This is a genomic window from Chryseobacterium limigenitum, assembly GCF_900114875.1.
GTDB lineage: Bacteria > Bacteroidota > Bacteroidia > Flavobacteriales > Weeksellaceae > Chryseobacterium > Chryseobacterium limigenitum.
Genome location: NZ_FPKW01000003.1, coordinates 126,678 through 148,684 on the forward strand (window position 1 = coordinate 126,678; position 22,007 = coordinate 148,684).

Annotated in this window: 23 protein-coding genes; 22 read left to right on the forward strand and 1 reads right to left on the reverse strand. The window is 29.2% G+C overall.

The genetic code is table 11. From position 1 onward, the window contains the following. Positions 1-45 precede the first annotated feature (45 nt). From BT156_RS05535 to BT156_RS05595, 13 genes are all read left to right on the forward strand, one after another. Positions 46-1,329: a flippase gene (locus tag BT156_RS05535; protein ID WP_072407994.1), complete on the forward strand. Its 1,284-nt coding sequence runs from the start codon at positions 46-48 to the stop codon at positions 1,327-1,329. A gap of 316 nt (positions 1,330-1,645) precedes the next feature. Next, positions 1,646-2,401 (forward strand): glycosyltransferase family protein, encoded by a 756-nt coding sequence (locus BT156_RS05540; protein ID WP_170857272.1) that lies wholly within the window; start codon positions 1,646-1,648, stop codon positions 2,399-2,401. A 127-nt stretch (positions 2,402-2,528) separates the two neighbouring features. Next, a complete protein-coding gene (locus BT156_RS05545; protein WP_072407998.1) occupies positions 2,529-3,611 on the forward strand; it encodes an EpsG family protein in 1,083 nt (360 codons plus the stop codon). Between the two features lies 1 nt (position 3,612). Next, positions 3,613-4,500, forward strand: coding sequence for a glycosyltransferase (locus tag BT156_RS05550; RefSeq protein WP_072408000.1), 888 nt, complete (start codon positions 3,613-3,615; stop codon positions 4,498-4,500). Positions 4,501-4,607: 107 nt separating this feature from the next. Beyond that, positions 4,608-5,747 (forward strand): glycosyltransferase family 4 protein, encoded by a 1,140-nt coding sequence (locus tag BT156_RS05555; RefSeq protein WP_072408002.1) that lies wholly within the window; start codon positions 4,608-4,610, stop codon positions 5,745-5,747. Continuing rightward, positions 5,737-6,015, forward strand: coding sequence for a polysaccharide biosynthesis protein (locus BT156_RS05560; protein WP_072408004.1), 279 nt, complete (start codon positions 5,737-5,739; stop codon positions 6,013-6,015). The genes BT156_RS05555 and BT156_RS05560 overlap by 11 nt, the downstream gene beginning before the upstream one ends. 56 nt (positions 6,016-6,071) lie before the next feature. After that, complete coding sequence (locus BT156_RS05565) at positions 6,072-7,121, forward strand: glycosyltransferase family 4 protein (protein ID WP_072408006.1); 1,050 nt, start codon at positions 6,072-6,074, stop codon at positions 7,119-7,121. A gap of 44 nt (positions 7,122-7,165) precedes the next feature. Further along, a complete protein-coding gene (locus tag BT156_RS05570; protein WP_072408008.1) occupies positions 7,166-8,308 on the forward strand; it encodes an N-acetyl sugar amidotransferase in 1,143 nt (380 codons plus the stop codon). After that, a complete protein-coding gene (gene hisH, locus BT156_RS05575; RefSeq protein WP_072408010.1) occupies positions 8,305-8,922 on the forward strand; it encodes an imidazole glycerol phosphate synthase subunit HisH in 618 nt (205 codons plus the stop codon). Before BT156_RS05570 ends, hisH begins: the two co-directional genes overlap by 4 nt. 2 nt (positions 8,923-8,924) lie before the next feature. Beyond that, complete coding sequence (locus tag BT156_RS05580) at positions 8,925-9,695, forward strand: AglZ/HisF2 family acetamidino modification protein (RefSeq protein ID WP_072408012.1); 771 nt, start codon at positions 8,925-8,927, stop codon at positions 9,693-9,695. After that, positions 9,679-10,713: a polysaccharide biosynthesis protein gene (locus tag BT156_RS05585; protein ID WP_072408014.1), complete on the forward strand. Its 1,035-nt coding sequence runs from the start codon at positions 9,679-9,681 to the stop codon at positions 10,711-10,713. The genes BT156_RS05580 and BT156_RS05585 overlap by 17 nt, the downstream gene beginning before the upstream one ends. A 4-nt stretch (positions 10,714-10,717) precedes the next feature. Further along, entirely contained in the window at positions 10,718-11,140 is a 423-nt protein-coding gene (locus BT156_RS05590; protein WP_072408016.1) for a WxcM-like domain-containing protein, read from the forward strand. 3 nt (positions 11,141-11,143) lie between these two features. Then, positions 11,144-12,262: a polysaccharide biosynthesis C-terminal domain-containing protein gene (locus tag BT156_RS05595; RefSeq protein ID WP_072408018.1), complete on the forward strand. Its 1,119-nt coding sequence runs from the start codon at positions 11,144-11,146 to the stop codon at positions 12,260-12,262. Between the two features lie 4 nt (positions 12,263-12,266). Here BT156_RS05595 and BT156_RS05600 read toward each other — a convergent pair whose 3' ends face one another. Further along, positions 12,267-13,391, reverse strand: coding sequence for a glycosyl hydrolase family 28-related protein (locus tag BT156_RS05600; protein ID WP_072408020.1), 1,125 nt, complete (start codon positions 13,389-13,391; stop codon positions 12,267-12,269). A 77-nt stretch (positions 13,392-13,468) separates the two neighbouring features. Here BT156_RS05600 and wecB point away from each other — a divergent pair, with 77 nt between their 5' ends. From wecB to rimO, 9 genes are all read left to right on the forward strand, one after another. Further along, entirely contained in the window at positions 13,469-14,605 is a 1,137-nt protein-coding gene (wecB, locus tag BT156_RS05605; protein WP_072408022.1) for a non-hydrolyzing UDP-N-acetylglucosamine 2-epimerase, read from the forward strand. A gap of 2 nt (positions 14,606-14,607) precedes the next feature. After that, positions 14,608-15,816 carry a glycosyltransferase family 4 protein gene (locus BT156_RS05610; RefSeq protein WP_072408024.1) on the forward strand — a complete coding sequence of 403 codons (1,209 nt, stop codon included), beginning with the start codon at positions 14,608-14,610 and terminating at the stop codon, positions 15,814-15,816. 11 nt (positions 15,817-15,827) lie between these two features. Continuing rightward, positions 15,828-16,439 (forward strand): sugar transferase, encoded by a 612-nt coding sequence (locus BT156_RS05615; protein WP_072408402.1) that lies wholly within the window; start codon positions 15,828-15,830, stop codon positions 16,437-16,439. Then, the gene (locus BT156_RS05620) at positions 16,432-17,400 is read left to right on the forward strand and encodes an ATP-grasp domain-containing protein (protein ID WP_072408026.1); all 969 of its coding nucleotides are present in this window, start codon (positions 16,432-16,434) and stop codon (positions 17,398-17,400) included. The genes BT156_RS05615 and BT156_RS05620 overlap by 8 nt, the downstream gene beginning before the upstream one ends. Next, positions 17,390-18,031, forward strand: coding sequence for an HAD family hydrolase (locus BT156_RS05625; RefSeq protein ID WP_072408028.1), 642 nt, complete (start codon positions 17,390-17,392; stop codon positions 18,029-18,031). The genes BT156_RS05620 and BT156_RS05625 overlap by 11 nt, the downstream gene beginning before the upstream one ends. 36 nt (positions 18,032-18,067) lie before the next feature. Beyond that, entirely contained in the window at positions 18,068-19,198 is a 1,131-nt protein-coding gene (locus tag BT156_RS05630) for an aminotransferase class I/II-fold pyridoxal phosphate-dependent enzyme (RefSeq protein WP_072408030.1), read from the forward strand. Between the two features lie 18 nt (positions 19,199-19,216). Next, positions 19,217-19,786: a sugar transferase gene (locus BT156_RS05635; RefSeq protein ID WP_072408032.1), complete on the forward strand. Its 570-nt coding sequence runs from the start codon at positions 19,217-19,219 to the stop codon at positions 19,784-19,786. A 33-nt stretch (positions 19,787-19,819) separates the two neighbouring features. After that, entirely contained in the window at positions 19,820-20,365 is a 546-nt protein-coding gene (gene rfbC / locus BT156_RS05640) for a dTDP-4-dehydrorhamnose 3,5-epimerase (protein ID WP_072408034.1), read from the forward strand. A gap of 95 nt (positions 20,366-20,460) precedes the next feature. Next, positions 20,461-21,762: a 30S ribosomal protein S12 methylthiotransferase RimO gene (gene rimO / locus BT156_RS05645; protein WP_072408036.1), complete on the forward strand. Its 1,302-nt coding sequence runs from the start codon at positions 20,461-20,463 to the stop codon at positions 21,760-21,762. Positions 21,763-22,007: the final 245 nt, after the last annotated feature.

Sequence of the window (22,007 nt, forward strand, 5' to 3'; positions counted from 1 at the left end):
ATTTAATTATCATAGTTTTTTTAATAAATTATTAGCAATATTAAAATGATGAAATTAATCGGGAATTTTAAAGATTTAACGAAAAATAAAGACATTAAGAAAGTTTCCATTAATTTTTTTTATCTGTTTATTCTTAATATTTCAAATTTCTTACTACCTTTAATAACATTCCCATATTTGGTTTCCAAGTTGGGAATAGAAAAATTTGGTTTACTGGCTTTTGCAACATCAATTATCAGTTATTTTTTGATTTTTACAGATTATGGCTTTAATCTTACAGCAACACGACAAATTTCTATTCATAGAGAAGATAAAGATAAACTAAATGAAATTGTAAGTGCAATTTATGTCATAAAATTATTATTGGTTCTAGTTTCTGTTGTCATATTGGGTATTTTGGTTGGTGTAGTCCCAAAATTTCACGAATATTATCCTATTTACTTATTCACATTTGGAACTGTCATAGGGCAGAGTTTATTTCCCATTTGGTTTTTTCAGGGAATAGAAAAAATGGGATTTATTTCTACTCTAAACATTGTTGCCAAAGTTATTTTTACAGTATGTATTTTTGCATTTGTGAAAACAGAATCAGATTTTTTTTTGGTTCCCATTTTTAATTCATTAGGATACATTACAATTGGTATTGTTTCTGTTTTTGTGTTAATCAGAAAATATAAAATTCGCTTTAAAAAGTTGAAAACTGATGTGATAATTTCTTACTTAAAAGACAGTTGGCATCTTTTTATCTCTAATATTTCTGTAACACTTTATACCACAGCAGTAATTACAATTTTAGGATTTTTCACCAACAATACTTTGGTTGGTTATTATAGCGTTGCAGATAAAATAATTCAAATTTTAAGAGGTCTTATCGCACCATTGTCACAAGCATTGTTTCCATTTCTTGCCAAAGAAGCTCATAATGATAAAAATAAAGTCTTAAATATTAATCGTAAGATTTTAAGATATGGTAGTTTTATCTTTTTACCTCTTTGTATTGGAATCTACATCTTTGCACCAGAAATCTTATATTTAATTTTGAAAAAAGAAAGCATGGAAGCTGTCAAAATACTAAGAATTTTTTCAATTATTCCTTTCTTAATATTTTTAGCTACAGTTTTTGCACTTTTTACCATGATTGTATTTAATAAAAATAGAGAATATAGTAGGATTATTATTTCAGCAGGCTTAATTAATATCGTATTATCATTTATTTTTATACCAATGTTTCATCATATAGGTGCAGCTGTCTGCGTATTGGTTATTGAGTTGTATGTAACTGCAAGCTATGTTTATTATACACAAAATAATGAAATGAAATTATTATAAAATGACTGATAAAGACATAATATACTTCTCAAATACAGATTCTTCTCCTCAGGAAGGAGGGATGGCTCGGAATTATGCTTTTTTTCTTGAAATGAAGAAAAGAGGTGCAAGAATATATAATTATACCTCTTTAAATTCTTTTTACAGAATTCTTTCATCAATTACCAGTCTTTTTATTTTGCTTGGTTTTCGAAATAAAAAAATTGTTATACTACAAATTGTATTACTAAAATATATTTTCCCTTTTGCACTATTTAGATTTATATGGTATCGAAATTTTGTTAAAACGGTTTTAAGCTTTATTAGCAAGCGCAACATGCTCTATATAGAAGTAAATGATTTGATCTATGAGCAATCTGTCGATCTTGGGATTGATGTAAGCCCGCTTGCGATAATTTACCAGGAATTTATTTTTAATCAGCCTAATCTACATTTTATATTTGCGTCGCAACTTATGGGCGAATATGCTGTGGAAAAATATGGTTTAAAAGCAGACTCATTTCAAACAATAATTAATGGTGCTCCGGAAATTGATCTATCAACCCAATGTCCCATAGAAATCATTGATGATAATAAAGTAAAGTACATCTATGCCGGTACTTTGAATGCCGGTAGAGAAATAAAACAATTTATTGAAATATTCGTTGAAAATAAAAACACAACACTTATATTAATTGGAACAGAAGGAGAATGGATAAGTGATCTTAAATACGATAATATTCATTATCTAGGCGGGTTTCCTGAAAAAGAAGCATTGATTATTGCTTCAAAATGTGATGTTGGAATTATTCCATACAATGAAGAAAAACTGTACTATAATATTTGTTATCCAACCAAAAACTCATTTTATGTTGCTGCGGGTTTACCAATTCTCTGTACACCACTACAAGAAACAATGAGGGTATTTAATCAGTATCCACAAATTGCATTCTTTGAAAAGATTGTAAATTGGAGTACTTTTTTAAAGACAACAACAAAAGAAGATATTTTAATAGCGAAAGAATCTGTTAAAAATGTAAAAGATAAATTTTTCTGGAAAACGTTGTTGAATAAAATGAATTTGAATTCCTAAATAGGGAATAAAATGAAATTCAATTTAGATAAGGAATCTCTTTTTATATGAAGAATACTGTAAAATTATATTTTATATATTTGACTCCTTCAAAAAGATATGATTAAAAAAAATTAAAATTTTTAGATTGGCTGCACTATTTTTTATTTTACTCCTTCATTTTTTCTTAGGTCAATTGATTGAGATTTTCAATTCCAGAAAACTGGCATTCGTTTTATGGATATTTATGATGTCTGTTATCCTGTATTATACGATAGGGATTACTTATACTGCAGATTATGAAATGTATGAATATTATTTTGATCAAGACAGTGAAAAAATGGATGCCGCATTTATATACTTAACAGGTTTGTTTAAAGAGTATAAATTATCTTTTCATGATCTGTACATATTTCATATTGTTACTTCATTGTTAGCATACAGCTACTTTATATCACGATTTACGAAGAATGTTTTTTATGTACTTGTTATTTTTTTGGTTTTGTATTATGTTCCATATGTAAACCAAATTCGCTACTATTTAGGTTTTCCAATGTTTCTGCTATCTATTTATTTTTTATTAATTAGAAAAAAATATTTACCTTTTATATTATTTGCTCTATTAGCCTTTTTCTGTCACAGTGCTATTGTTATTTTGTACACTTTTATTCCATGCTTTTATTTCTTATCTACAAAGAAGTATTTAAAAACAATGGTCACTTCTTCATTAGTAGGATTTGTGTTGATGTTTGTTTTATTTAAAATGGGATTAACGGAAACACTTGAGCATTTTGGTGCATATTTTGATAAAAGTTCAACGAGTAGTACATTAGGAGGAATTTTTAATGCATTACCATATTTTGTTTACATTATTTATATATTAAAAATAAACAAAGAATACACACAGAGAACAGAAAATTATGAGGACGATATTATATATACTTTTTTAAGTAAGCTTACATTTTTCACCATAATATTTATTCCTGCATCATTATTCATACAAATTTTAGGTCACAGATATGTATTCCCATTTATAATAGTATGGGTAATATTCTTTTTATATACAATAAGAACGTTGCCGATTAAGCGTAAGACGTTTAAAATGTTAGAATTTTTGTGTATTCATATATTAGCCTTTTTAATTTTTTATATCCTTCCTAAATATTTATTCAAAGAATCTTTTTATGAAGTTGAATTTTTGAAAATAATAAAATACATTAAACACACCTAAAATGTCTGAGCTGGTAAAAATATCGATCATTATAGTTACATATAATTCGCAGAATCTTTTGGCAGATTGTTTACAGTCTATTATTGATCATTTGGATATACCAAGTGAAGAACTAGAGGTTATCATTGTGGATAATAGTGCCGGTAAAAATGCAGAAGAGATAAAAGAAATTATAGGAAGCCATTCCATAAATAAAAATATAACTACAAAGTATATTCATAACTCTGCTAATCTTGGATACGGACAGGGAAATAATGTAGGAATCAAAAATAGTTCGGGAGAAATTGTTTGTATTATGAATCCTGATGTTAGATTCGGAAGTAAGATATTGAAAAACGTTATACAACAGTTTCAAAATACTGCTTTAGGATTATTAGCATATAAGCAAATAGGGGGAAGTAATTATTCTTTCTATGAAAAACCGGAATATAAATCTTCTATAACCGGTTGGAAAACAAAATTCCTAAATAAAATGAATTTATTTAATTCTAAAACATATTATCTTTCAGGCGCTTTTTTCTTTTTAGATAAAAGTAAATTTGAAGAGATAGGCCTTTTTGATGAAAATATATTCATGTATTATGAGGAACCGGATATCGCCAATAGGTTACAAAATAAGAATTATGAGATAATTTATGACAAAAATTTCATCTATTATCATCTTGTAGGCGAAAGAAATGATTTCAATGAAAATTCTTTTAAGAAAGAAACAGAAGCTTTACTGTACTATATAAAAAAGAATAATATAAAAAAAGAAAAATATCTTAAAAATCTCTCTGCCGAATTTTCTCTAAAAATAAAAATTGCAAAAGCTATGGGAGATAATGCTCGAGTTGCAAAATTTAATAATGAATTAGAACTTGTTAAGAGCTACTTTGATATAAAATAAAGTGTATGAAGGTTTTCAATCTAAAAAAGTAGTATAAAGAAGTATACAAATTTTCTATAAATTTCTTTTTTACTTTAAGCAAGTTCAATATTATAAAAAATACAAAAATGATATTAGGCATAGATGCAACAAACATACGGGAAGGTGGAGGTGTTACTCACTTAAAAGAAATATTAATTAATGCAAACCCTCAACAATACGGGTTTAGCAAAGTGGTGATATGGAGCAACCAAAAGACATTAGATATATTGCCAAACTATAATTGGCTGTTGAAAATTAATAATAAATGGTTAAATAAATCTTTTATTATTTCTTTTCTTTACCAATCATTATTGATGTCCTCCGACATTAAAAATCATAAATGTGATTTGTTATTTGTGCCGGGTGGAACATTTTTAGGAAGTTTTAGTAATATTGTCTCTATGAGTCAAAATATGCTTCCGTTTGAAAAAGAAGAATATATGAGATTTCCTAAATGGAGTTCCAGATTGAAATTTAAATTATTACAAATTACACAGTCTTATACATTTAGAAAATCGAAAGGAATAATTTTCCTTACTAATTATGCGAAAAATTATATAATAAATTTTGCAAATTTGAATCCTAGTGCAAATATTGTGATTCCACATGGAATAAGAGCATCATTTATTAATAAGCCGAAAATACAAAAGCATATAGAATTTTATAATGAAAATAATCCATTTAAATTTTTATACGTTTCTATTATCACGGAATATAAGCATCAATGGAATGTGGCAGAGGCCATATTAAAATTGAGACAAGAAGGATACCCGGTAACTTTGGATCTAGTAGGAGGATATACTGTAGAGGCTCTCGAGAAACTAAAAAAAGTTTTACTAAAAGATAAAGAAAATGTAATAAACTATAGGGGTTTAATTCCTTATGATGAGCTAAGCGATGTATATATAAATGCTGATGGGTTTATATTCGCTTCAACTTGCGAAAATATGCCAATTATATTAATTGAAGCTATGACGGCAGGATTACCGATAGCAAGCTCTGATAAAGAACCAATGGGAGAAGTATTAGAAAATTCCGCATTTTATTTTAATTCTGTTAGTGTAGATAGTATTTATAATTCTTTAAAAGATTATTTACTTAACCCTGAAAAAAGAACAATTAATTCAGAAAATACATTTAATAAAGCAATAAGATATACTTGGAAAGATTGTTATAATAATACATTTAAATATCTTTCAGAAAAATCAAAAAGTTATGCGAATTAAAAATAAAATATTACTTATTACTAAAGGTATACGGTCTTTTGGAACCGGCGTTTTAAGAAAATTTATAAATAAATATCATTTTAAAGAAATTCGTATCTTTTCTCGTGATGAGAACAAACAAGATGATATAAGAAATCAGTTTAAGAATGATCAACTGAAATTTTACATCGGTACAGTAAGAGATTTAGATACCATAAGTATAAATAGAACAAATAGTTGGAAAAAGGATGCAAAATTAGAAAATAGACTTGTTAAAGGCTGTAACTGAATTATGTTGGATAGTACTCTATGAAAATTTTATTTATCGCACCCATACCTCCACCCATGGACGGACAAAGTAAAGCTTCAAAAGTTTTACTGGAAGCTCTTATACATGATCATGAGGTAAGTGTAATAAATTTAAGTAAATCCCGACTACAGAAAAATACAAGTCTATTTAGATTTTTTGAAATTTTTAGAATTTTATTATCTGTTTGGAAAGAAAGAAAAGATAAAGATATTATTTATCTATCCCTGGCAGAATCTTTTTTAGGGAATATGAGAGATATTGCAATTTATATTTTATGCAGAAAATATCTTAATAAAACATACATTCATATGCTGGGAGGAGAAGGTATGAAAAATATACTCTCTAAAGATGGCTGGCAAAAGCATTTTAATGTAAAATTTATGACAAAATTGGCAGGAGTATTTGTAGAAGGCTCAATGAATTATAATGTATTTATGCAGGCAATAGCAGAAGAAAAAATACATATAGTCCCTAATTTTGCTGAAGACTTTTTGTTTGTAGAGGATGATGAAATAAAAAGAAAATTTAATAATATAAAACCAATAAATATTCTTTATTTAAGCAACCTGATTTTTGGAAAAGGATATGACGAGCTAGTAGATGCATATTTATCTTTATCGAAAGTAGATCAAAAAGAGATAAATATAAATTTTGTGGGAGGGTTTGATAATAAAGAAAACAAAAATGATTTTTTTGAAAAGATTAAGGATAATCATAATCTTAATTATTTAGGAGAATTTGTGGATGGAGAAGAAAAGAAAAAAATATACGCCATGAGTCATGTATTTTGTTTACCCACATACTATCCTTTTGAAGGGCAACCTATAAGTATTTTAGAAAGTTATGCTTCAGGATGTGTAGTTGTAACAACAGATCATAGCGGAATACCATTTATTTTTAAAAATATTGAGAATGGTTTTTTGGTAGAAAAAAAATCAATTTTATCTTTGAAAAATGCTGTGAAACAAATTATTTCAAATAAAGATAATTTGAGCCAAGTGGCAATACATAACAAAGATGAGGCTTTGAAGAAATATAGACGAAGTATTTATCAGGAAAAGATACTTCAGGTTTTATTAAAATAAACAAATTTAAATTTTTTGTAAAAAAGATAACATAAAATATATTGATGAAAATAGACATACCATATAGAATTTGTTCTAAAACAATTATGGATACATCAGATCCAAATATTGTTTTCAATGAAAAAGGTGAAAGTGATTATTATACAAATTTTGTAAATAATATTTTACCAAATTGGAATTATGGTGTTGGGGAAGAACAATTATTAAAAATTGCTAAGAAAATAAAAAAAAATAGATCTAATAAAGACTTTGATTGTATTATTGGTATAAGCGGAGGGCTGGATAGTTCTTATGCAGTATATATTGCGAAAGAAATAATGGAATTAAAGCCTCTCGTTTTTCATGTTGATGCAGGTTGGAATACGGATAAAGCAGTTGGTAATATTGAAAAATTGATCAATAAGTTAGAATTAGATTTATATACAGAAGTAATCAACTGGGAGGAAATGATAGATTTGCAATTGGCTTTTCTTAAAGCTCAGATTCCGGATCAGGATTTACCACAAGACACCGCTTTTTTTTCGGCCTTATATAAATTTGCCAGAAAAAATAATATAAAGTATGTTCTTACAGGAGGAAATTACTCAACAGAATGTTGCAGAGAGCCAGAAGAATGGGGTGCTTATCCAGGCATAGATACCATCTTAATTAAAGATATTTATAAAAAATTTGGAAATAATAAGCTTAAGAGTTTTCCAATAATTGATATTTTAAAGTACAAGATTTATTATAAATACTTTTTAGGAATGAAGGTTTTTCATCCATTAAATTATGTACCATATATTAAGAAAGATGCTGAAATGTTGCTGAAAGAAAAATTTGATTGGGAACCTTTTCAACATAAGCATCATGAATCAAGGTTTACTCGTTTTTTTGAAGATTATTGGTTGCCTAGAAAATTTGGTTTTCATAAAAGAAGAGCTCATTTTTCTAGTTTAATATTAACAGGACAAATGACTCGTGAAGAAGCTTTAGAGAGAATTTCTAAGCCAGAACTAGACGAGCTTACACTAAAAAATGAATTTGATTTTGTAGCACAGAAATTAGGATTAGGAGCAAAAGAATTATTACATATATTTAATCAACCAAATAGGGCATATAAAGATTTTAAATCAAAAAGAAATCTTATCGGAATTGGTATAAAGGTTAGTCAGTTATTAGGAATAGAAAAAAGACTTTTTAGATGATTACAATTATTAATTATGGTGTCGGAAATATAAATGCATTTATAAACATTTATAAAAAATTTGACATTCAGGTTAAAATTGCATCTCAAGTGGATGATTTAGAAGATGTTGATAAGATTATTCTTCCGGGCGTTGGATCTTTTGATTACGTTATGCAAAAACTAAACAATTCAGGAATGAGAGAAAGACTGGATGAGTTGGTGTTAAAGGAAAAAAAACATATATTGGGAGTTTGTGTCGGAATGCAATTAATGGCAAAATCTAGTGAAGAAGGTATAGCTGAGGGATTAGGCTGGATTAATGGAACGGTAAAGAAGATTGATATTGAGAATATTCATCATAGATCCAAATTACCACATATGGGCTGGAACGAAGTTGAATCTGTTGCTGATCATCCAATTTTTAATAATATGAATAAAAAAGAATTTTTCTACTTTTTGCATTCTTATTATTTTCACTCTGAAAATTTAGAAAATTGTTATGGAGTAACTGATTACGGCAAAAAATTTACAAGTATCATAAGAAACGGAAATGTTTTCGGAATTCAATGTCATCCAGAAAAAAGTCATAAAGTCGGTGAAACTTTTTTGAAAAACTTTGCTGAATTAAAATAAGTATGCTAAAACCCAGAATTATAGTCAGTTTATTATTGGACGGGCAAGGCCTTGTAAAAACAAAAAAATTTAAAGATGCACGTTATATAGGTGATCCAATTAACGCAGTGAAGATCTTTAATGAAAAAGAAGTGGATGAATTATGTATTTTTGACATTAGTGCGAGTACAAAAAATTATGAGCCTAATTATAAACTTATTAACAGTATTGCTTCACAGTCAAGAATGCCGATTTGTTATGGAGGAGGGATTAAAAATGCAGATCAGGCACAAAAAATATTAAACTTAGGCGTTGAAAAAGTAGCAATAAGCAGTGCAATATTTAGTGAACCAAATATTATTCAATCTATAGCCGGAAATATAGGAAGTCAAAGTGTGGTGGCTGTTTTAGATGTAAAAAAGAACATATTTGGAAACTATAACATATATATAAATAATGGAAAAAAATACATAGAACAAGACTTATTTTCTCTTCTCAAAAACCTTGAAAAAAGAGGTGTAGGAGAAATTATAATTAATAATATAGATTTAGATGGTACCGGCAAAGGATATGATATTAAGTTGGTGGAAAAAGTAAGTGAAAACTTATCTATTCCGCTCACAATACTTGGGGGTGCCGGTTCATTGGAAGACATTAAAAAACTTTTTAATAATTTTGAAATAATTGGTGCAGCTGCAGGAAGTCTCTTTGTATTTAAGGGTAAATACCAAGCGGTTTTGATCAATTATCCTGAAAAAACAATAAAAAAAACACTCTATGCAAATACAAGATAAAATACTTTTAATTACCGGGGGAACCGGGTCATTTGGAACTGCTGTTTTAAGAAAATTTATAAATACTAATCATTTCAAAGAGATCAGAATTTTTTCCCGTGATGAAAAAAAACAGGACGATATGAGAAATCAGTTTAAGAGTGATAAGCTGAAATTTTATATTGGAGATGTAAGGGACTATAAAAGCATTGAGCCGGCAATGAGAGGTGTAGACTATGTTTTTCATGCAGCCGCATTGAAACAAGTGCCTTCATGTGAATTCTTTCCAATGCAAGCCGTGAAAACAAATGTTGAAGGAACACAGAATGTAATTGATGCTGCCGGAAAAAATAACGTTAAAAAAGTAATCTGTCTAAGTACTGATAAAGCAGCATATCCAATCAACGCAATGGGAATTTCTAAAGCAATGATGGAAAAAGTAGCTGTCGCTGCATCTCGAAACCTTGAAGAAACAGTTGTATGTCTTACCAGATATGGAAATGTAATGGCTTCAAGAGGATCCGTAATCCCATTATTTATAAAGCAAATTAAAAACGGTGATCCAATCACAATCACAGATCCTAACATGACGAGATTTTTGATGTCTCTTGAAGAAGCTGTAGATTTAGTACTATTTGCATTTGAACATGGTAATCCTGGAGATTTATTTGTGAATAAGGCTCCTGCTGGAACGATTGGAGATCTTGCACAGGCATTAAAAGATATGTTTAAAGCCGATAATCCTATAAAAGTTATTGGCACAAGACATGGTGAAAAATTATATGAAACGCTATGTACACGTGAAGAAATGTTGAAAGCAGAAGATATGGGAGATTTCTATAGAATTCCTGCTGACAATAGAGATCTTAATTATGCTCAATACTTTTCTGAAGGTACAGAAGATGTTTCAAAAATAGAAGATTATCATTCTCATAATACTGAACAACAAGGTGTTGAAGGAATGAAAAAATTGTTATTAAAACTTCCATTAATAAGAAAAGAAGTATTAGGAGAAGATATAATGCAATATCCGGATTAAGAATATGGATTGTCCTAAAATTATTGATGGTGGAAAATTTTCTGATGATAGAGGTATTATTTTTTTTAATAATACTTTTGATGCTTCAGAAATAAAAAGAATTTACTTCATTGAAAATAATGACACGAAATTTATAAGAGGCTGGACGGGGCATAAAATAGAAAAACGCTGGTTTACAGTACTTTCTGGAAGTTTTATAATCTGGCTTATAAAAATTGATGATTGGGATAATCCGAATGAAGATTCAGAAATTTTAAAGTTTCAACTTTATTCGGAAAAATTAGATGTACTTCATATGCCAAAAGGCTATGTTTCAGCCATTCAGGCTATGGAAAGTAAATCAAAACTATTAGTAATGGTTAATTACTCTTTTGGAAAAATAGATGATGATTATCGATTTCCAATAGATTATTTTAAAAAATTATAATTAATGAAAAGAATAGGAATTACAGGGCAAAACGGTTTTGTTGGTTCGCATTTATATAATACATTAGGATTAAATCCTGAGAAATTTGTACGAATTTATTTTGAGAAAGAGTTTTTTGAAAATTCAGAAAAACTTGATGAGTTTGTAAAAAAATGTGATGTAATTGTACATTTGGCTGCAATGAATCGCCATTCTGATGCTGAAGTAATTTATAATACCAATATAAATTTAGCCGAAAAATTAATTGCTTCTCTAGAAAAGACACAATCAAAAGCTCATATTTTGTTTTCTTCATCTTCTCAGGAAGAAAAAGATAATCTATATGGGAAATCAAAGAAAGAAGGGAGAGAACTTTTCGCTGAATGGGCTAAAAAAGTAGGTGGAAAATTCACAGGAATGATAATTCCAAATGTCTTTGGAGCCTTCGGAAAGCCTAACTATAATTCATTTATTGCTACATTTTGTCATAAACTTACTCATGGAGAAAATCCAACGATTGATAATGATGGCGAAGTGAAGCTTATTTATATCGGAGAATTGGTTCAGGAAATTATTAATCAAATAGAAACAGCGGAAACAAAAGATTTATATGAAGTTCCATTTACTTCGGTGAATAAAGTTTCTGAAGTCCTTTCCAAGCTCGAATACTATAAAAAACTTTATTTTGATAACGGGGAAATTCCCGAATTAAAAACAAAATTTGATTTAGATCTCTTCAATACATTCCGTTGTTATTTCGAAATTAAAGATCATTATCCTGTAAAATTTGCACAGCATACAGATCCAAGAGGAGCTTTCGTTGAGGTTATTCGTCTTGGTATTGGAGGGCAGTGCTCTTTTTCAACAACAGTTCCAGGTATTACCCGGGGAAATCATTTTCACACAAGAAAAATCGAAAGATTTGCTGTGATAAAAGGTAAAGCTTTAATACAATTAAGAAAAATTGATTCTGATGAGGTTCTAGACTTCTATCTGGATGGTAATGAGCCGACTTATGTAGATATGCCGATTTGGTATACCCATAATATTAAAAATATTGGAGAAGAAGAACTGTATACTATTTTTTGGATCAATGAGCCCTTTAATCCTGAAGATTCGGATACCTATTTTGTAGAAGTATAAAATTTTATGGGATTTGAGGTAGTTTATTATTAAGACTCTTTTTTAATTCGATTTTAATTCGATCATTTTTAGCCTTACCGAAATCTAATTTATTAGTTGAATAATCCTCAGTATTAGATAAAATCATCTTATTGGTATTAATGTTTTCATTTGATCCCATAACTGTATTATTACTAAATACATTGTTGGTTATTTTACCTTCAAATCTTAGTATATTTTGGTTTTTAGAATACTCGGGCATTAGATTTCCCAATGCAATAAAATTCGAATTAAAAATATTGTCTTTTGCATTTTTTAATACAATATTGGTAAAATGCTGCTCAAAATAATTATTTTCAACATAATTATTAAAAGAATTAATTATAACAATTCCTTTTCCTGCTGTTAAAATTTCAGGATCTTTTTCGCTTTTATCAGGATCAAGAAAATGAGCCAAATTAGACTCTATCATGTTGTTATTAATAAAATTGGCATATGAATTATCTTGTATGAGTAATCCTATTGAATTAATTCTTAGCTCGTTATTATTAATGTAAGCGCTGGTTGAGTTTTTATCAATAGTAATTCCAATTCTATTATTTTTAATAAAATTTTGAGTGATATAATTGTAATAGCTACCCTCGATTTGTATACCACTCCATAGAAAACCGTCAATAATACAATTTGAGATTCTATTTCTTAATCCTAAAACTTTTATTCCAACACTTTTAGGATTATTTTGTTTTATATCTTTCCAGCTATAAGGATTTTTATCAAAATCGGGTCCTAAAATGGACAAATTATTAATCGTATTATAACCTTGATATATATCTTTTTCATTTTTATTATCCTCTAAAATAATTCCTTCACTATTATTTGTAGAAACTTTAATAACAGATATGCCGGTACCTTCGCCTTCTATGGAAACATATTTATTTAGAATAATTGGCTGAGATATAAGATAATTACCTGCAGGAATATAAAGAATGGAAGATTTTTTACCATTTTTAGTTTTAATATCTGCAATTGCTTTCTGTATTGCAGTAGAATTGTCAAAACTTCCATTTCCATTGGCGCCATAATCTTTTATATTATATTTCTGTGCAAAAGTAAAACTTGTAAAAAGTAATAAACAAAAAAGTAATCTCATAATGATTAATATTTACAACAATATTAAATATTTTAATCTTATAAAAAAACATTATTTTTGCATCTATTATATCAAATATGAAAAAATTAAAAGTAGTAACAGTTGTGGGAACACGACCGGAAATCATTAGATTATCAAGGGTATTATCGGCTTTAGATGCCTCTGATGCTGTTGAACATATTATAGTACATACAGGTCAGAATTACGATTATGAACTTAACCAAATTTTCTTTGAAGATTTGGGACTTCGTAAACCTGATTATTTTTTAGATGCAGCAGGAAAAACGGCAACAGAAACCGTAGGAAATATTTTAATTAAAATAGATCCGCTTCTTGAAGACCTGAAACCTGATGCTTTTTTGGTTTTAGGTGATACAAATTCTTGTCTTTGTGCAATTCCAGCTAAGAAAAGACAAATTCCTATTTTCCACATGGAAGCAGGAAACAGATGTTTTGACCAGCGCGTTCCTGAAGAAACAAACCGTAAAATTGTAGATCATACGTCAGATGTTAATTTAACATATTCTGATATTGCCCGTGAATATCTATTGCGAGAAGGACTTCCTGCAGACAGGATTATTAAAACGGGTTCTCCTATGTTTGAGGTTTTAAATCATTACTTACCTCAAATTGAGAGTTCTGATGTTTTAAGCAGATTGAACTTGGAAGAAGGAAAATATTTTGTAGTTTCTTCACATAGAGAAGAAAATATTAATTCTGAAAAGAATTTTAATGGCTTAATGGAAAGCCTTAATGCTATTGCTGAAAAATTTGGATATCCTATTATTGTTTCTACTCATCCTAGAACAAGAAATATGATTGATATGAAACAGATAGAAATGAGACCGGAAATTCAGTTTTTAAAACCACTTGGTTTCCATGATTATAACGCTCTTCAAATGAGAAGCTATGCTGTTTTATCTGATTCTGGAACGATTTCTGAAGAATCATCTATTTTGAATTTCAGAGCTCTTAATATCAGAGATGCTCATGAAAGACCTGAAGCAATGGAAGAAGCATCTGTAATGATGGTAGGACTGTCACCGGAAAGAATTTTACAGGGATTGACGCAACTTCAACAGCAAAAAGTAGGAAAAGAAAGAAACTACAGACCTGTAGCCGATTATTCTATGCCAAATGTTTCTGAAAAAGTGGTAAGAATCATTTTAAGTTACACAGATTATATTAATAGAGTAGTTTGGAGTAAGAAATAAATATGAATGTATTATTCCTTACCTTAGTTAAAATTGAAACACTGCAGCAACGCAGTATTTATCATGATTTGATGCGTGAATTTTCTAATCACGAGCATCATCTATATATCGTTTCTCCTACAGAAAGGCGTGAAAAACAAAAAAGTACAATAAAAACAGAAGGCAATACAAAGTTTTTAAATGTAAGAACACTTAATATTCAGAAAACTAATTTTATAGAAAAAGGATTATCAACAATATCCATAGAAAAACTGTTTCTAAGAGCTATTAAAAAGAGATTTTTTGATGTGAAGTTTGATTTAATACTTTATTCTACACCTCCTATTACATTTACCAATCTTATAAAATATTTTAAGGAAAGAGATAATGTTAAAACGTATTTACTATTGAAGGATATTTTCCCTCAAAATGCTGTAGATATGAAGTTTATTTCTAAAAAAGGTATCATATATCGCTATTTTAGAAATAAAGAAAAAGATTTATATAATATTTCCGACAAGATAGGATGTATGTCTAAAGCAAACGCTGATTACGTTTTAAATCATAATCCATACATTCCAAATAATAAAGTTGAAATTAATCCTAATTCAATTGAAATACAGCTATTTAATGATGTTTCAAATGAAGATAAGGTGAAAATTAAGACTAAATATAAAATTCCTGACAATAGAAAAATATTTATTTACGGAGGAAGTCTTGGAAAACCTCAAGGAATTGATTTTCTTTTGCAAACTTTGGATGCAAAGAAAAATGATGAAAGATTATTTTTTATCATCGTAGGTTCAGGTACAGAATATAATAAAATTGAAAGTTGGGTTAGCATCAATAATCCTCAGAATACTATTTTACTATCTGCTTTGCCGAAAAGTGATTTTGATTTACTGATAAGAGTTTGTGATGTCGGACTCATATTTTTGCATAAAGATTTTACAATTCCGAATTATCCATCCAGATTACTTTCATATCTTGAATTTAAAATGCCTATAATTGCAGCTACAGATAATAATACGGATATAGGTACAGATATTGTAAACAATGGTTGCGGAATTGCCGTTTATTCTGATGACATACATCAAATGACAGAAGCTATTAATTCATTGATAGAAATGGCTCCTGAAAAGTTTGAAGAAATGAGACAGAAAAGTTGGGATTTCCTAGTAAATGATTTTAAAGTGGAAGATTCTTACCAAAAGATTATTAATATAAAATAGGATAAATGAAAATGTATCAATCTATTTTTAAACCGATTTTGGATGTTATTTTCGCTGCAGTAGGATTAATTGTCTTAAGCCCAATCTTTTTGGTCATTACAATCTGCCTATTTTTTGCGAACGATGGTAAACCTTTTTTCTTTCAGAAAAGACCTGGAAAAAATGGTAAAATCTTCGAAATAATAAAATTCAAGACAATGAATGATAAAAAAGGGACAGACGGAAATCTTTTATCAGATGCTGAAAGACTTACATCTGTTGGTTCATTCGTTAGAAAAACATCTTTGGATGAAATTCCACAACTTATTAATGTACTAAAAGGAAATATGTCATTTATAGGACCAAGACCTCTTTTGGTTCAATATTTGCCAATATATAATGCTTTTCAAGGAAGAAGACATGAAGTGAAACCTGGCATAACCGGTTGGGCACAGGTAAATGGAAGAAATGCTATTTCATGGAAAAAAAAGTTTGAATTTGATGTTTGGTATGTGGATAACCTCTCTTTTTTATTAGATGTGAAAATCTTTTTCCTTACGATAAAAAAAGTTTTTATAAGAGAAGGCATAGCACAGGAAGGGCAAGCAACAATGGAAATGTTTACAAAAGAAGGAAATGAATAATATACTTATAACATCTGCAGGGCAGAGAGTTTCTTTAGTTCGTGCTTTTCAGAAAGAAATTAGAAAAGTAGATAAAACAGGAAAGGTTTTTACAGTAGATTTAAATCCAATGCTGGCGCCTGCTTGTCATGTTTCAGATGGATCTAAAGAAATTTGCAGAGTTACAGATGCAGATTATATTTCCAAATTATTAGAAATTTGTAAAAACTGGGAAATAAAGATTATTATTCCAACAATTGATACCGAACTTATTGTTTTAGCTGAAAACAGAGAACTTCTTTTGCAAAATGGTATAACCCCAATTATCTCTTCGGAGGATTTTATTAAAAAATGTAGAGATAAGAGAATCATTAATGAGTTTTTTAAAGAAAACAACATAGATATTCCTCAAGAAGTTGATAAAAAAAATGTTACTTTTCCTTTGTTCATTAAACCTTATGACGGGTCATTAAGTAAAGATACATTCCTAATAAGAGATTTTTCAGAATTAACAGAATATCATTTTCAGAATCCTAAACTTATGTTTATGGAGTATATTGATCATGATGTTTATGACGAATATACAGTAGATACCTATTATGATAAAAATGGTGAATTAAAATGTATAGTTCCTCGAAAACGTATATTTATAAGAGCCGGTGAAGTTAATAAAGGAGTAACTTCCAAAAACGAAATAGTAAATTATGTTAAAAGTAATTTATCCAAAATAGAAGGAGCTGTAGGATGTCTTACAATGCAGTTTTTCTTTCATCCAATAGAAAAAAGAATTATTGCTATTGAGATAAATTCAAGATTCGGAGGTGGATATCCGCTAAGTTATTTAGCAGGAGCAAACTATCCTGAGTGGATCATAAAAGAATATTTATTTAATGAAGAAATTCCTTATTTTGAAGATTGGGAAGATAATTTATTAATGTTAAGATATGACGATGAAGTTTTAGTTCATAATTATGAAGAATAAATATATTATTTTTGATCTTGACGACACTTTAATGTATGAAATAGACTATCTGGAATCTGCTTACTTAAGAATTGCTAGTATATTGGATGAAAATAATTCGGGGCAGTTATTTGAAAAAATGATTACCTCTTATAAAGACAAACAAGATACTTTTAGTTTTTTAGAGTCCGAATATGCGGTTAGTAAGCATGAACTTTTAGATATCTACAGAAATCATTATCCGCTTCTTGAAGTAAATGAGGATGTTAATTATGTTTTAGAGTATATAAAAAAACGAGATTATAAGTTAGGATTGATAACAGATGGTAGATCAATAACACAGCGAAATAAGCTTAAAGCTTTAAATATAGAATCTCTTTTTGATGAAATTATTATTTCTGAAGAATTTGGAAGCACCAAGCCGAATGAAAATAATTATAAAGTATTTATGATGGATACTAATGTAGACTATTTTTATATAGGTGACAATCCAAAGAAAGATTTTATCACCCCAAATTATTTGGGGTGGCAAACGATAGCGCTAAAAGATAAAGGAAGAAATATTCATCAGCAAAATTTTGATGAATCTTTAGAACACAAACCTCATTTTATAATAGATAATCTTAAAGAATTAATCAATTTTATAAGTTAATAATCAACAATATATAACTAAGTAAAAATCACTATAATGTCTGAGAAAATATGGTTATCCTCTCCTCACATGGGAGGCAACGAATTAAAATATATAAATGAAGCTTTCAAAGAAAATTGGGTAGCTCCATTGGGGCCTAATGTAGATGGGTTCGAAAAAGATTTAGAACTTTTTTTAAGTAAAGATGTAAATGTTGCGGTTTTATCTGCGGGGACAGCGGCTATTCATTTAGCTTTAATAGAATGTGGAGTTGAGCATGGTGATGAGGTTATATGCCAGTCAATGACGTTCTCTGCTTCTGCAAATCCGATTTCATATTGCGGAGCAACTCCTGTGTTTATTGATAGTGAATCAGATACATGGAATATGTGTCCGAAAGCTTTAAAAGAAGCTATTGAAGATAGAATTAAAAATGGTAAAAAACCAAAAGCTATTATTGTAGTTCATCTGTATGGAATGCCTGCAAAAATGAACGAAATAGTTTCTATTGCTAATGAATATGAAATTGATCTCATTGAAGATGCTGCAGAAGCTTTAGGTTCAAAATATAAAGGTCAGTCTTGTGGTACTTTTGGGCGTTTTGGGATTTTAAGTTTTAACGGAAATAAGATTATCACAACCTCTGGTGGAGGTGCATTAGTTTGTCATACAAAAGAAGATAAAGATAAAACGGTATTTTTGTCTACTCAAGCCAGAGACAATGCTCCTCATTATCAACACTCACATATTGGTTTCAATTACAGAATGAGTAATATTGTAGCAGGTATTGGTAGAGGACAAATGGAAGTGTTACAAGATCGTGTAGATGCAAGAAGAGCAATGCATGATTTTTATGTGAGTATCTTTGAAAAAATTGAAGGAGTAGAAGTTTTTTCTGAACCGAATTCTGATTTTTATTCAAACCATTGGCTTTCTTCGATCATTGTTAATCCTACTATTGTCGGTAAAACAAGAGAAGATTTAAGATTAGCATTTTTAGAAGACAATATAGAATCTAGACCATTATGGAAACCTATGCATATGCAACCAATTTTTGCTGATGTACCTTATTACGGAACTAATGTTTCCGAAAAATTATTTGAAGATGGGCTATGTTTACCTTCAGGGTCTAATCTTTCTGATGAAGAAAGAGAAAGAATTGCTAATGTTATCGTTAAGTTTTTTTAAGCTTTAGTTCTATTATCAATGAATCATTATAAACATTGGAAGATCATTTTTGATTTCATTTTTTCAATCATTTTGATTATTCTGATGGTACCTTTATTCATTATTTTGTTTATTGTAATTAGTATTGATACAAAGTCAAATGGTATTTTTTGTCAAAAAAGAGTAGGCCAGTACGGTAAAATTTTTACAATTTATAAATTTAAAACAATTAATGGAAAAACTAACAAAAGCTCTTATTTAGGTTTATTATTGAGAAAAACTAAGCTTGATGAACTTCCCCAATTATTTAATATTATTAAAGGAGAAATGAGTTTTGTAGGTCCACGCCCAGATATTGAAGGGTATTACGATAAACTTCAAGGAAATAATAGGGAAGTCTTACAACTAAAACCAGGATTAACTTCTGAGGCTAGTATAAAATATAGTAACGAAGAATTTTTATTAAGGGCTCAAAAAGATCCAATATTATATAATATTGAAGTCATATTTCCAGATAAAGTAAAGATGAATTTAAATTATTTAGAAAAGATGTCCTTTACTGAAGATTTAAGAGTTTTGTTGAAAACAATTTTCAAAATAATAAAGTAAATTTGTAGCTAGCTTTTAAACTATACTGACACTATGAAAATAAAAGAAACACCACTCAAAGACTGTTATATAATAGAGCCTAATATTTTTGAAGACGACAGAGGCTATTTCTTTGAGAAATTTAATGAAAAAAAATTTGAAGAACTTACTTCTATGAACGGCCATTTCGTTCAGGATAATATTTCAAAGTCTTCTTATGGAGTTTTAAGAGGATTGCACCTACAGAAAGGAGAGCATGCTCAGGCTAAACTTGTTTCATGTTTGCAGGGGAAGGTTTGGGATGTTGCTGTTGATCTTAGAGAAGATTCTCCAACATTTGGTAAATGGTTCGGAATAGAGCTTACCGAAGAAAATAAGCTTCAGTTATATATACCAAGAGGCTTCGGACACGGGTTTTCTGTGATAAGTGAAACAGCTGTTTTTGCTTATAAATGTGATAATTTTTACAATAAAGAATCGGAGGGAAGCGTGAAATTTAATGATCCTGAGCTGAATATCGATTGGAAAGTTGGTCCAAATGATATGATTCTTTCAGAGAAAGATCAAAATTCTCCAACCTTTAAAGATAGAAACTTTTAAATAGTATATTGAAAACCATTTTATTAAAGTGGTTTTCTTTTTTTTAATTCATACTCTTCAATATTTCGTATCTTTGCAAACTCAAAATCAAAAAGATGCGTACAAAATCCATAGGTAAAAAGAAAATTAACATCGTCACACTCGGTTGCTCAAAGAATGTGTATGACTCTGAAGTGTTGATGAGCCAGCTGAAAGCCAATGGAAAAGAAGTGGTGCATGAGGATAAGGGTGATATCGTTGTTATCAATACCTGCGGATTTATTGATAATGCCAAGGAAGAATCTATTAATACGATTCTGGAGTATGTAGAGGCTAAAAACAGAGGTGAAGTTGAAAAAGTTTTTGTAACAGGTTGTCTTTCTGAAAGATATAAGCCGGATTTGATCAAGGAAATCCCTGATGTAGACCAGTACTTTGGAACCAGAGATCTTCCTGTTTTATTGAAACATTTAGGCGCAGATTATAAGCATGAGCTTGTTGGAGAGCGATTAACAACTACTCCAAGACATTATGCTTATTTAAAAATATCTGAAGGTTGCGACAGACCATGTTCTTTTTGCGCAATTCCTTTAATGCGTGGTGGCCACACTTCTACGCCGATTGAGAAATTAGTTTCCGAGACTCAGAAACTGGCAAAAAAAGGAACTAAAGAATTAATTCTAATAGCCCAGGATCTTACCTATTACGGTTTAGATATCTATAAAAAGCGTGCACTTGGAGATTTATTAAAAGAACTTGTAAAAGTAGAAGGAGTAGAATGGATTCGTCTTCATTATGCTTTCCCAAGTGGTTTTCCTGAAGATGTTTTAGATATTATCAGAGAAGAACCTAAGGTTTGTAATTATATAGACATTCCGCTTCAACACATCAATTCAGATTTATTGAAATCGATGAAGAGAGGTACTACTCACGAAAAAACGGATGCACTTCTTGCAAAATTCAGAGAGAAAGTTCCTGATATGGCAATTAGAACAACTTTAATCGTTGGATATCCCGGAGAAACCGAAGAAAGATTTCAGGAAATGAAGGAGTGGGTAAGAGAACAAAAATTTGACAGATTGGGTTGTTTTACTTATTCTCATGAAGAAAATACTACAGCTTATGTTTTGGAGGATGATATTCCTCAGGAGGTAAAAGAAGCGAGGGTAGAAGAGATCATGGAATTGCAGTCGCAAATTTCTTGGGAAAAGAATCAGGAAAAAATTGGAAAAATTTTCAAATGTGTATTTGATAGAAAAGAAGGCAACTATTTTATTGGAAGAACAGAATATGATTCTCCTGATGTAGACAATACTGTGTTGGTTTCTGCAGACAGTACTTATATCTCAATTGGCGAATTTGCTGAAGTTAAGATTACTTCTGCTGAGGAATTCGATTTGTATGGAGAGTTAGTTTAAAATATCTCATTTATTAGTGAATTCTAAATATATATTTCATTAATAATACAGTATATATAAATTTATATTAAGTATTAATAAAAATTAACATATTTTATCATATTTTAGTACTTTAGGTAACCAGTTGATTTTCAGTGTTATTTGAGTTTTGTTGAAATGAATTTTCAAAACTTTTTATATCAGAGTATTGCAGTTAAATAATAAAGTATTAACTTTGCGGTATGAATAGATTTTTATAATGCTAT

Excerpts from the sequence above, each read along its gene's own strand:
- BT156_RS05615 (WP_072408402.1), top strand. The coding sequence starts at position 15,828 with ATGTATCAATCTATTTTTAAACCGATTTTGGATGTTATTTTCGCTGCA.
- rimO (WP_072408036.1), top strand. The coding sequence starts at position 20,461 with ATGCGTACAAAATCCATAGGTAAAAAGAAAATTAACATCGTCACACTC.
- BT156_RS05535 (WP_072407994.1), top strand. The coding sequence starts at position 46 with ATGATGAAATTAATCGGGAATTTTAAAGATTTAACGAAAAATAAAGAC.
- BT156_RS05595 (WP_072408018.1), top strand. The coding sequence starts at position 11,144 with ATGAAAAGAATAGGAATTACAGGGCAAAACGGTTTTGTTGGTTCGCAT.
- BT156_RS05565 (WP_072408006.1), top strand. The coding sequence starts at position 6,072 with ATGGACGGACAAAGTAAAGCTTCAAAAGTTTTACTGGAAGCTCTTATA.
- BT156_RS05585 (WP_072408014.1), top strand. The coding sequence starts at position 9,679 with ATGCAAATACAAGATAAAATACTTTTAATTACCGGGGGAACCGGGTCA.
- BT156_RS05550 (WP_072408000.1), top strand. The coding sequence starts at position 3,613 with ATGTCTGAGCTGGTAAAAATATCGATCATTATAGTTACATATAATTCG.
- BT156_RS05625 (WP_072408028.1), top strand. The coding sequence starts at position 17,390 with ATGAAGAATAAATATATTATTTTTGATCTTGACGACACTTTAATGTAT.
- rfbC (WP_072408034.1), top strand. The coding sequence starts at position 19,820 with ATGAAAATAAAAGAAACACCACTCAAAGACTGTTATATAATAGAGCCT.
- BT156_RS05555 (WP_072408002.1), top strand. The coding sequence starts at position 4,608 with ATGATATTAGGCATAGATGCAACAAACATACGGGAAGGTGGAGGTGTT.
- BT156_RS05590 (WP_072408016.1), top strand. The coding sequence starts at position 10,718 with ATGGATTGTCCTAAAATTATTGATGGTGGAAAATTTTCTGATGATAGA.
- BT156_RS05630 (WP_072408030.1), top strand. The coding sequence starts at position 18,068 with ATGTCTGAGAAAATATGGTTATCCTCTCCTCACATGGGAGGCAACGAA.
- BT156_RS05600 (WP_072408020.1), bottom strand. The coding sequence starts at position 13,391 with ATGAGATTACTTTTTTGTTTATTACTTTTTACAAGTTTTACTTTTGCA.
- BT156_RS05635 (WP_072408032.1), top strand. The coding sequence starts at position 19,217 with ATGAATCATTATAAACATTGGAAGATCATTTTTGATTTCATTTTTTCA.
- BT156_RS05540 (WP_170857272.1), top strand. The coding sequence starts at position 1,646 with ATGCTCTATATAGAAGTAAATGATTTGATCTATGAGCAATCTGTCGAT.
- BT156_RS05580 (WP_072408012.1), top strand. The coding sequence starts at position 8,925 with ATGCTAAAACCCAGAATTATAGTCAGTTTATTATTGGACGGGCAAGGC.
- wecB (WP_072408022.1), top strand. The coding sequence starts at position 13,469 with ATGAAAAAATTAAAAGTAGTAACAGTTGTGGGAACACGACCGGAAATC.
- hisH (WP_072408010.1), top strand. The coding sequence starts at position 8,305 with ATGATTACAATTATTAATTATGGTGTCGGAAATATAAATGCATTTATA.
- BT156_RS05610 (WP_072408024.1), top strand. The coding sequence starts at position 14,608 with ATGAATGTATTATTCCTTACCTTAGTTAAAATTGAAACACTGCAGCAA.
- BT156_RS05560 (WP_072408004.1), top strand. The coding sequence starts at position 5,737 with ATGCGAATTAAAAATAAAATATTACTTATTACTAAAGGTATACGGTCT.
- BT156_RS05620 (WP_072408026.1), top strand. The coding sequence starts at position 16,432 with ATGAATAATATACTTATAACATCTGCAGGGCAGAGAGTTTCTTTAGTT.
- BT156_RS05570 (WP_072408008.1), top strand. The coding sequence starts at position 7,166 with ATGAAAATAGACATACCATATAGAATTTGTTCTAAAACAATTATGGAT.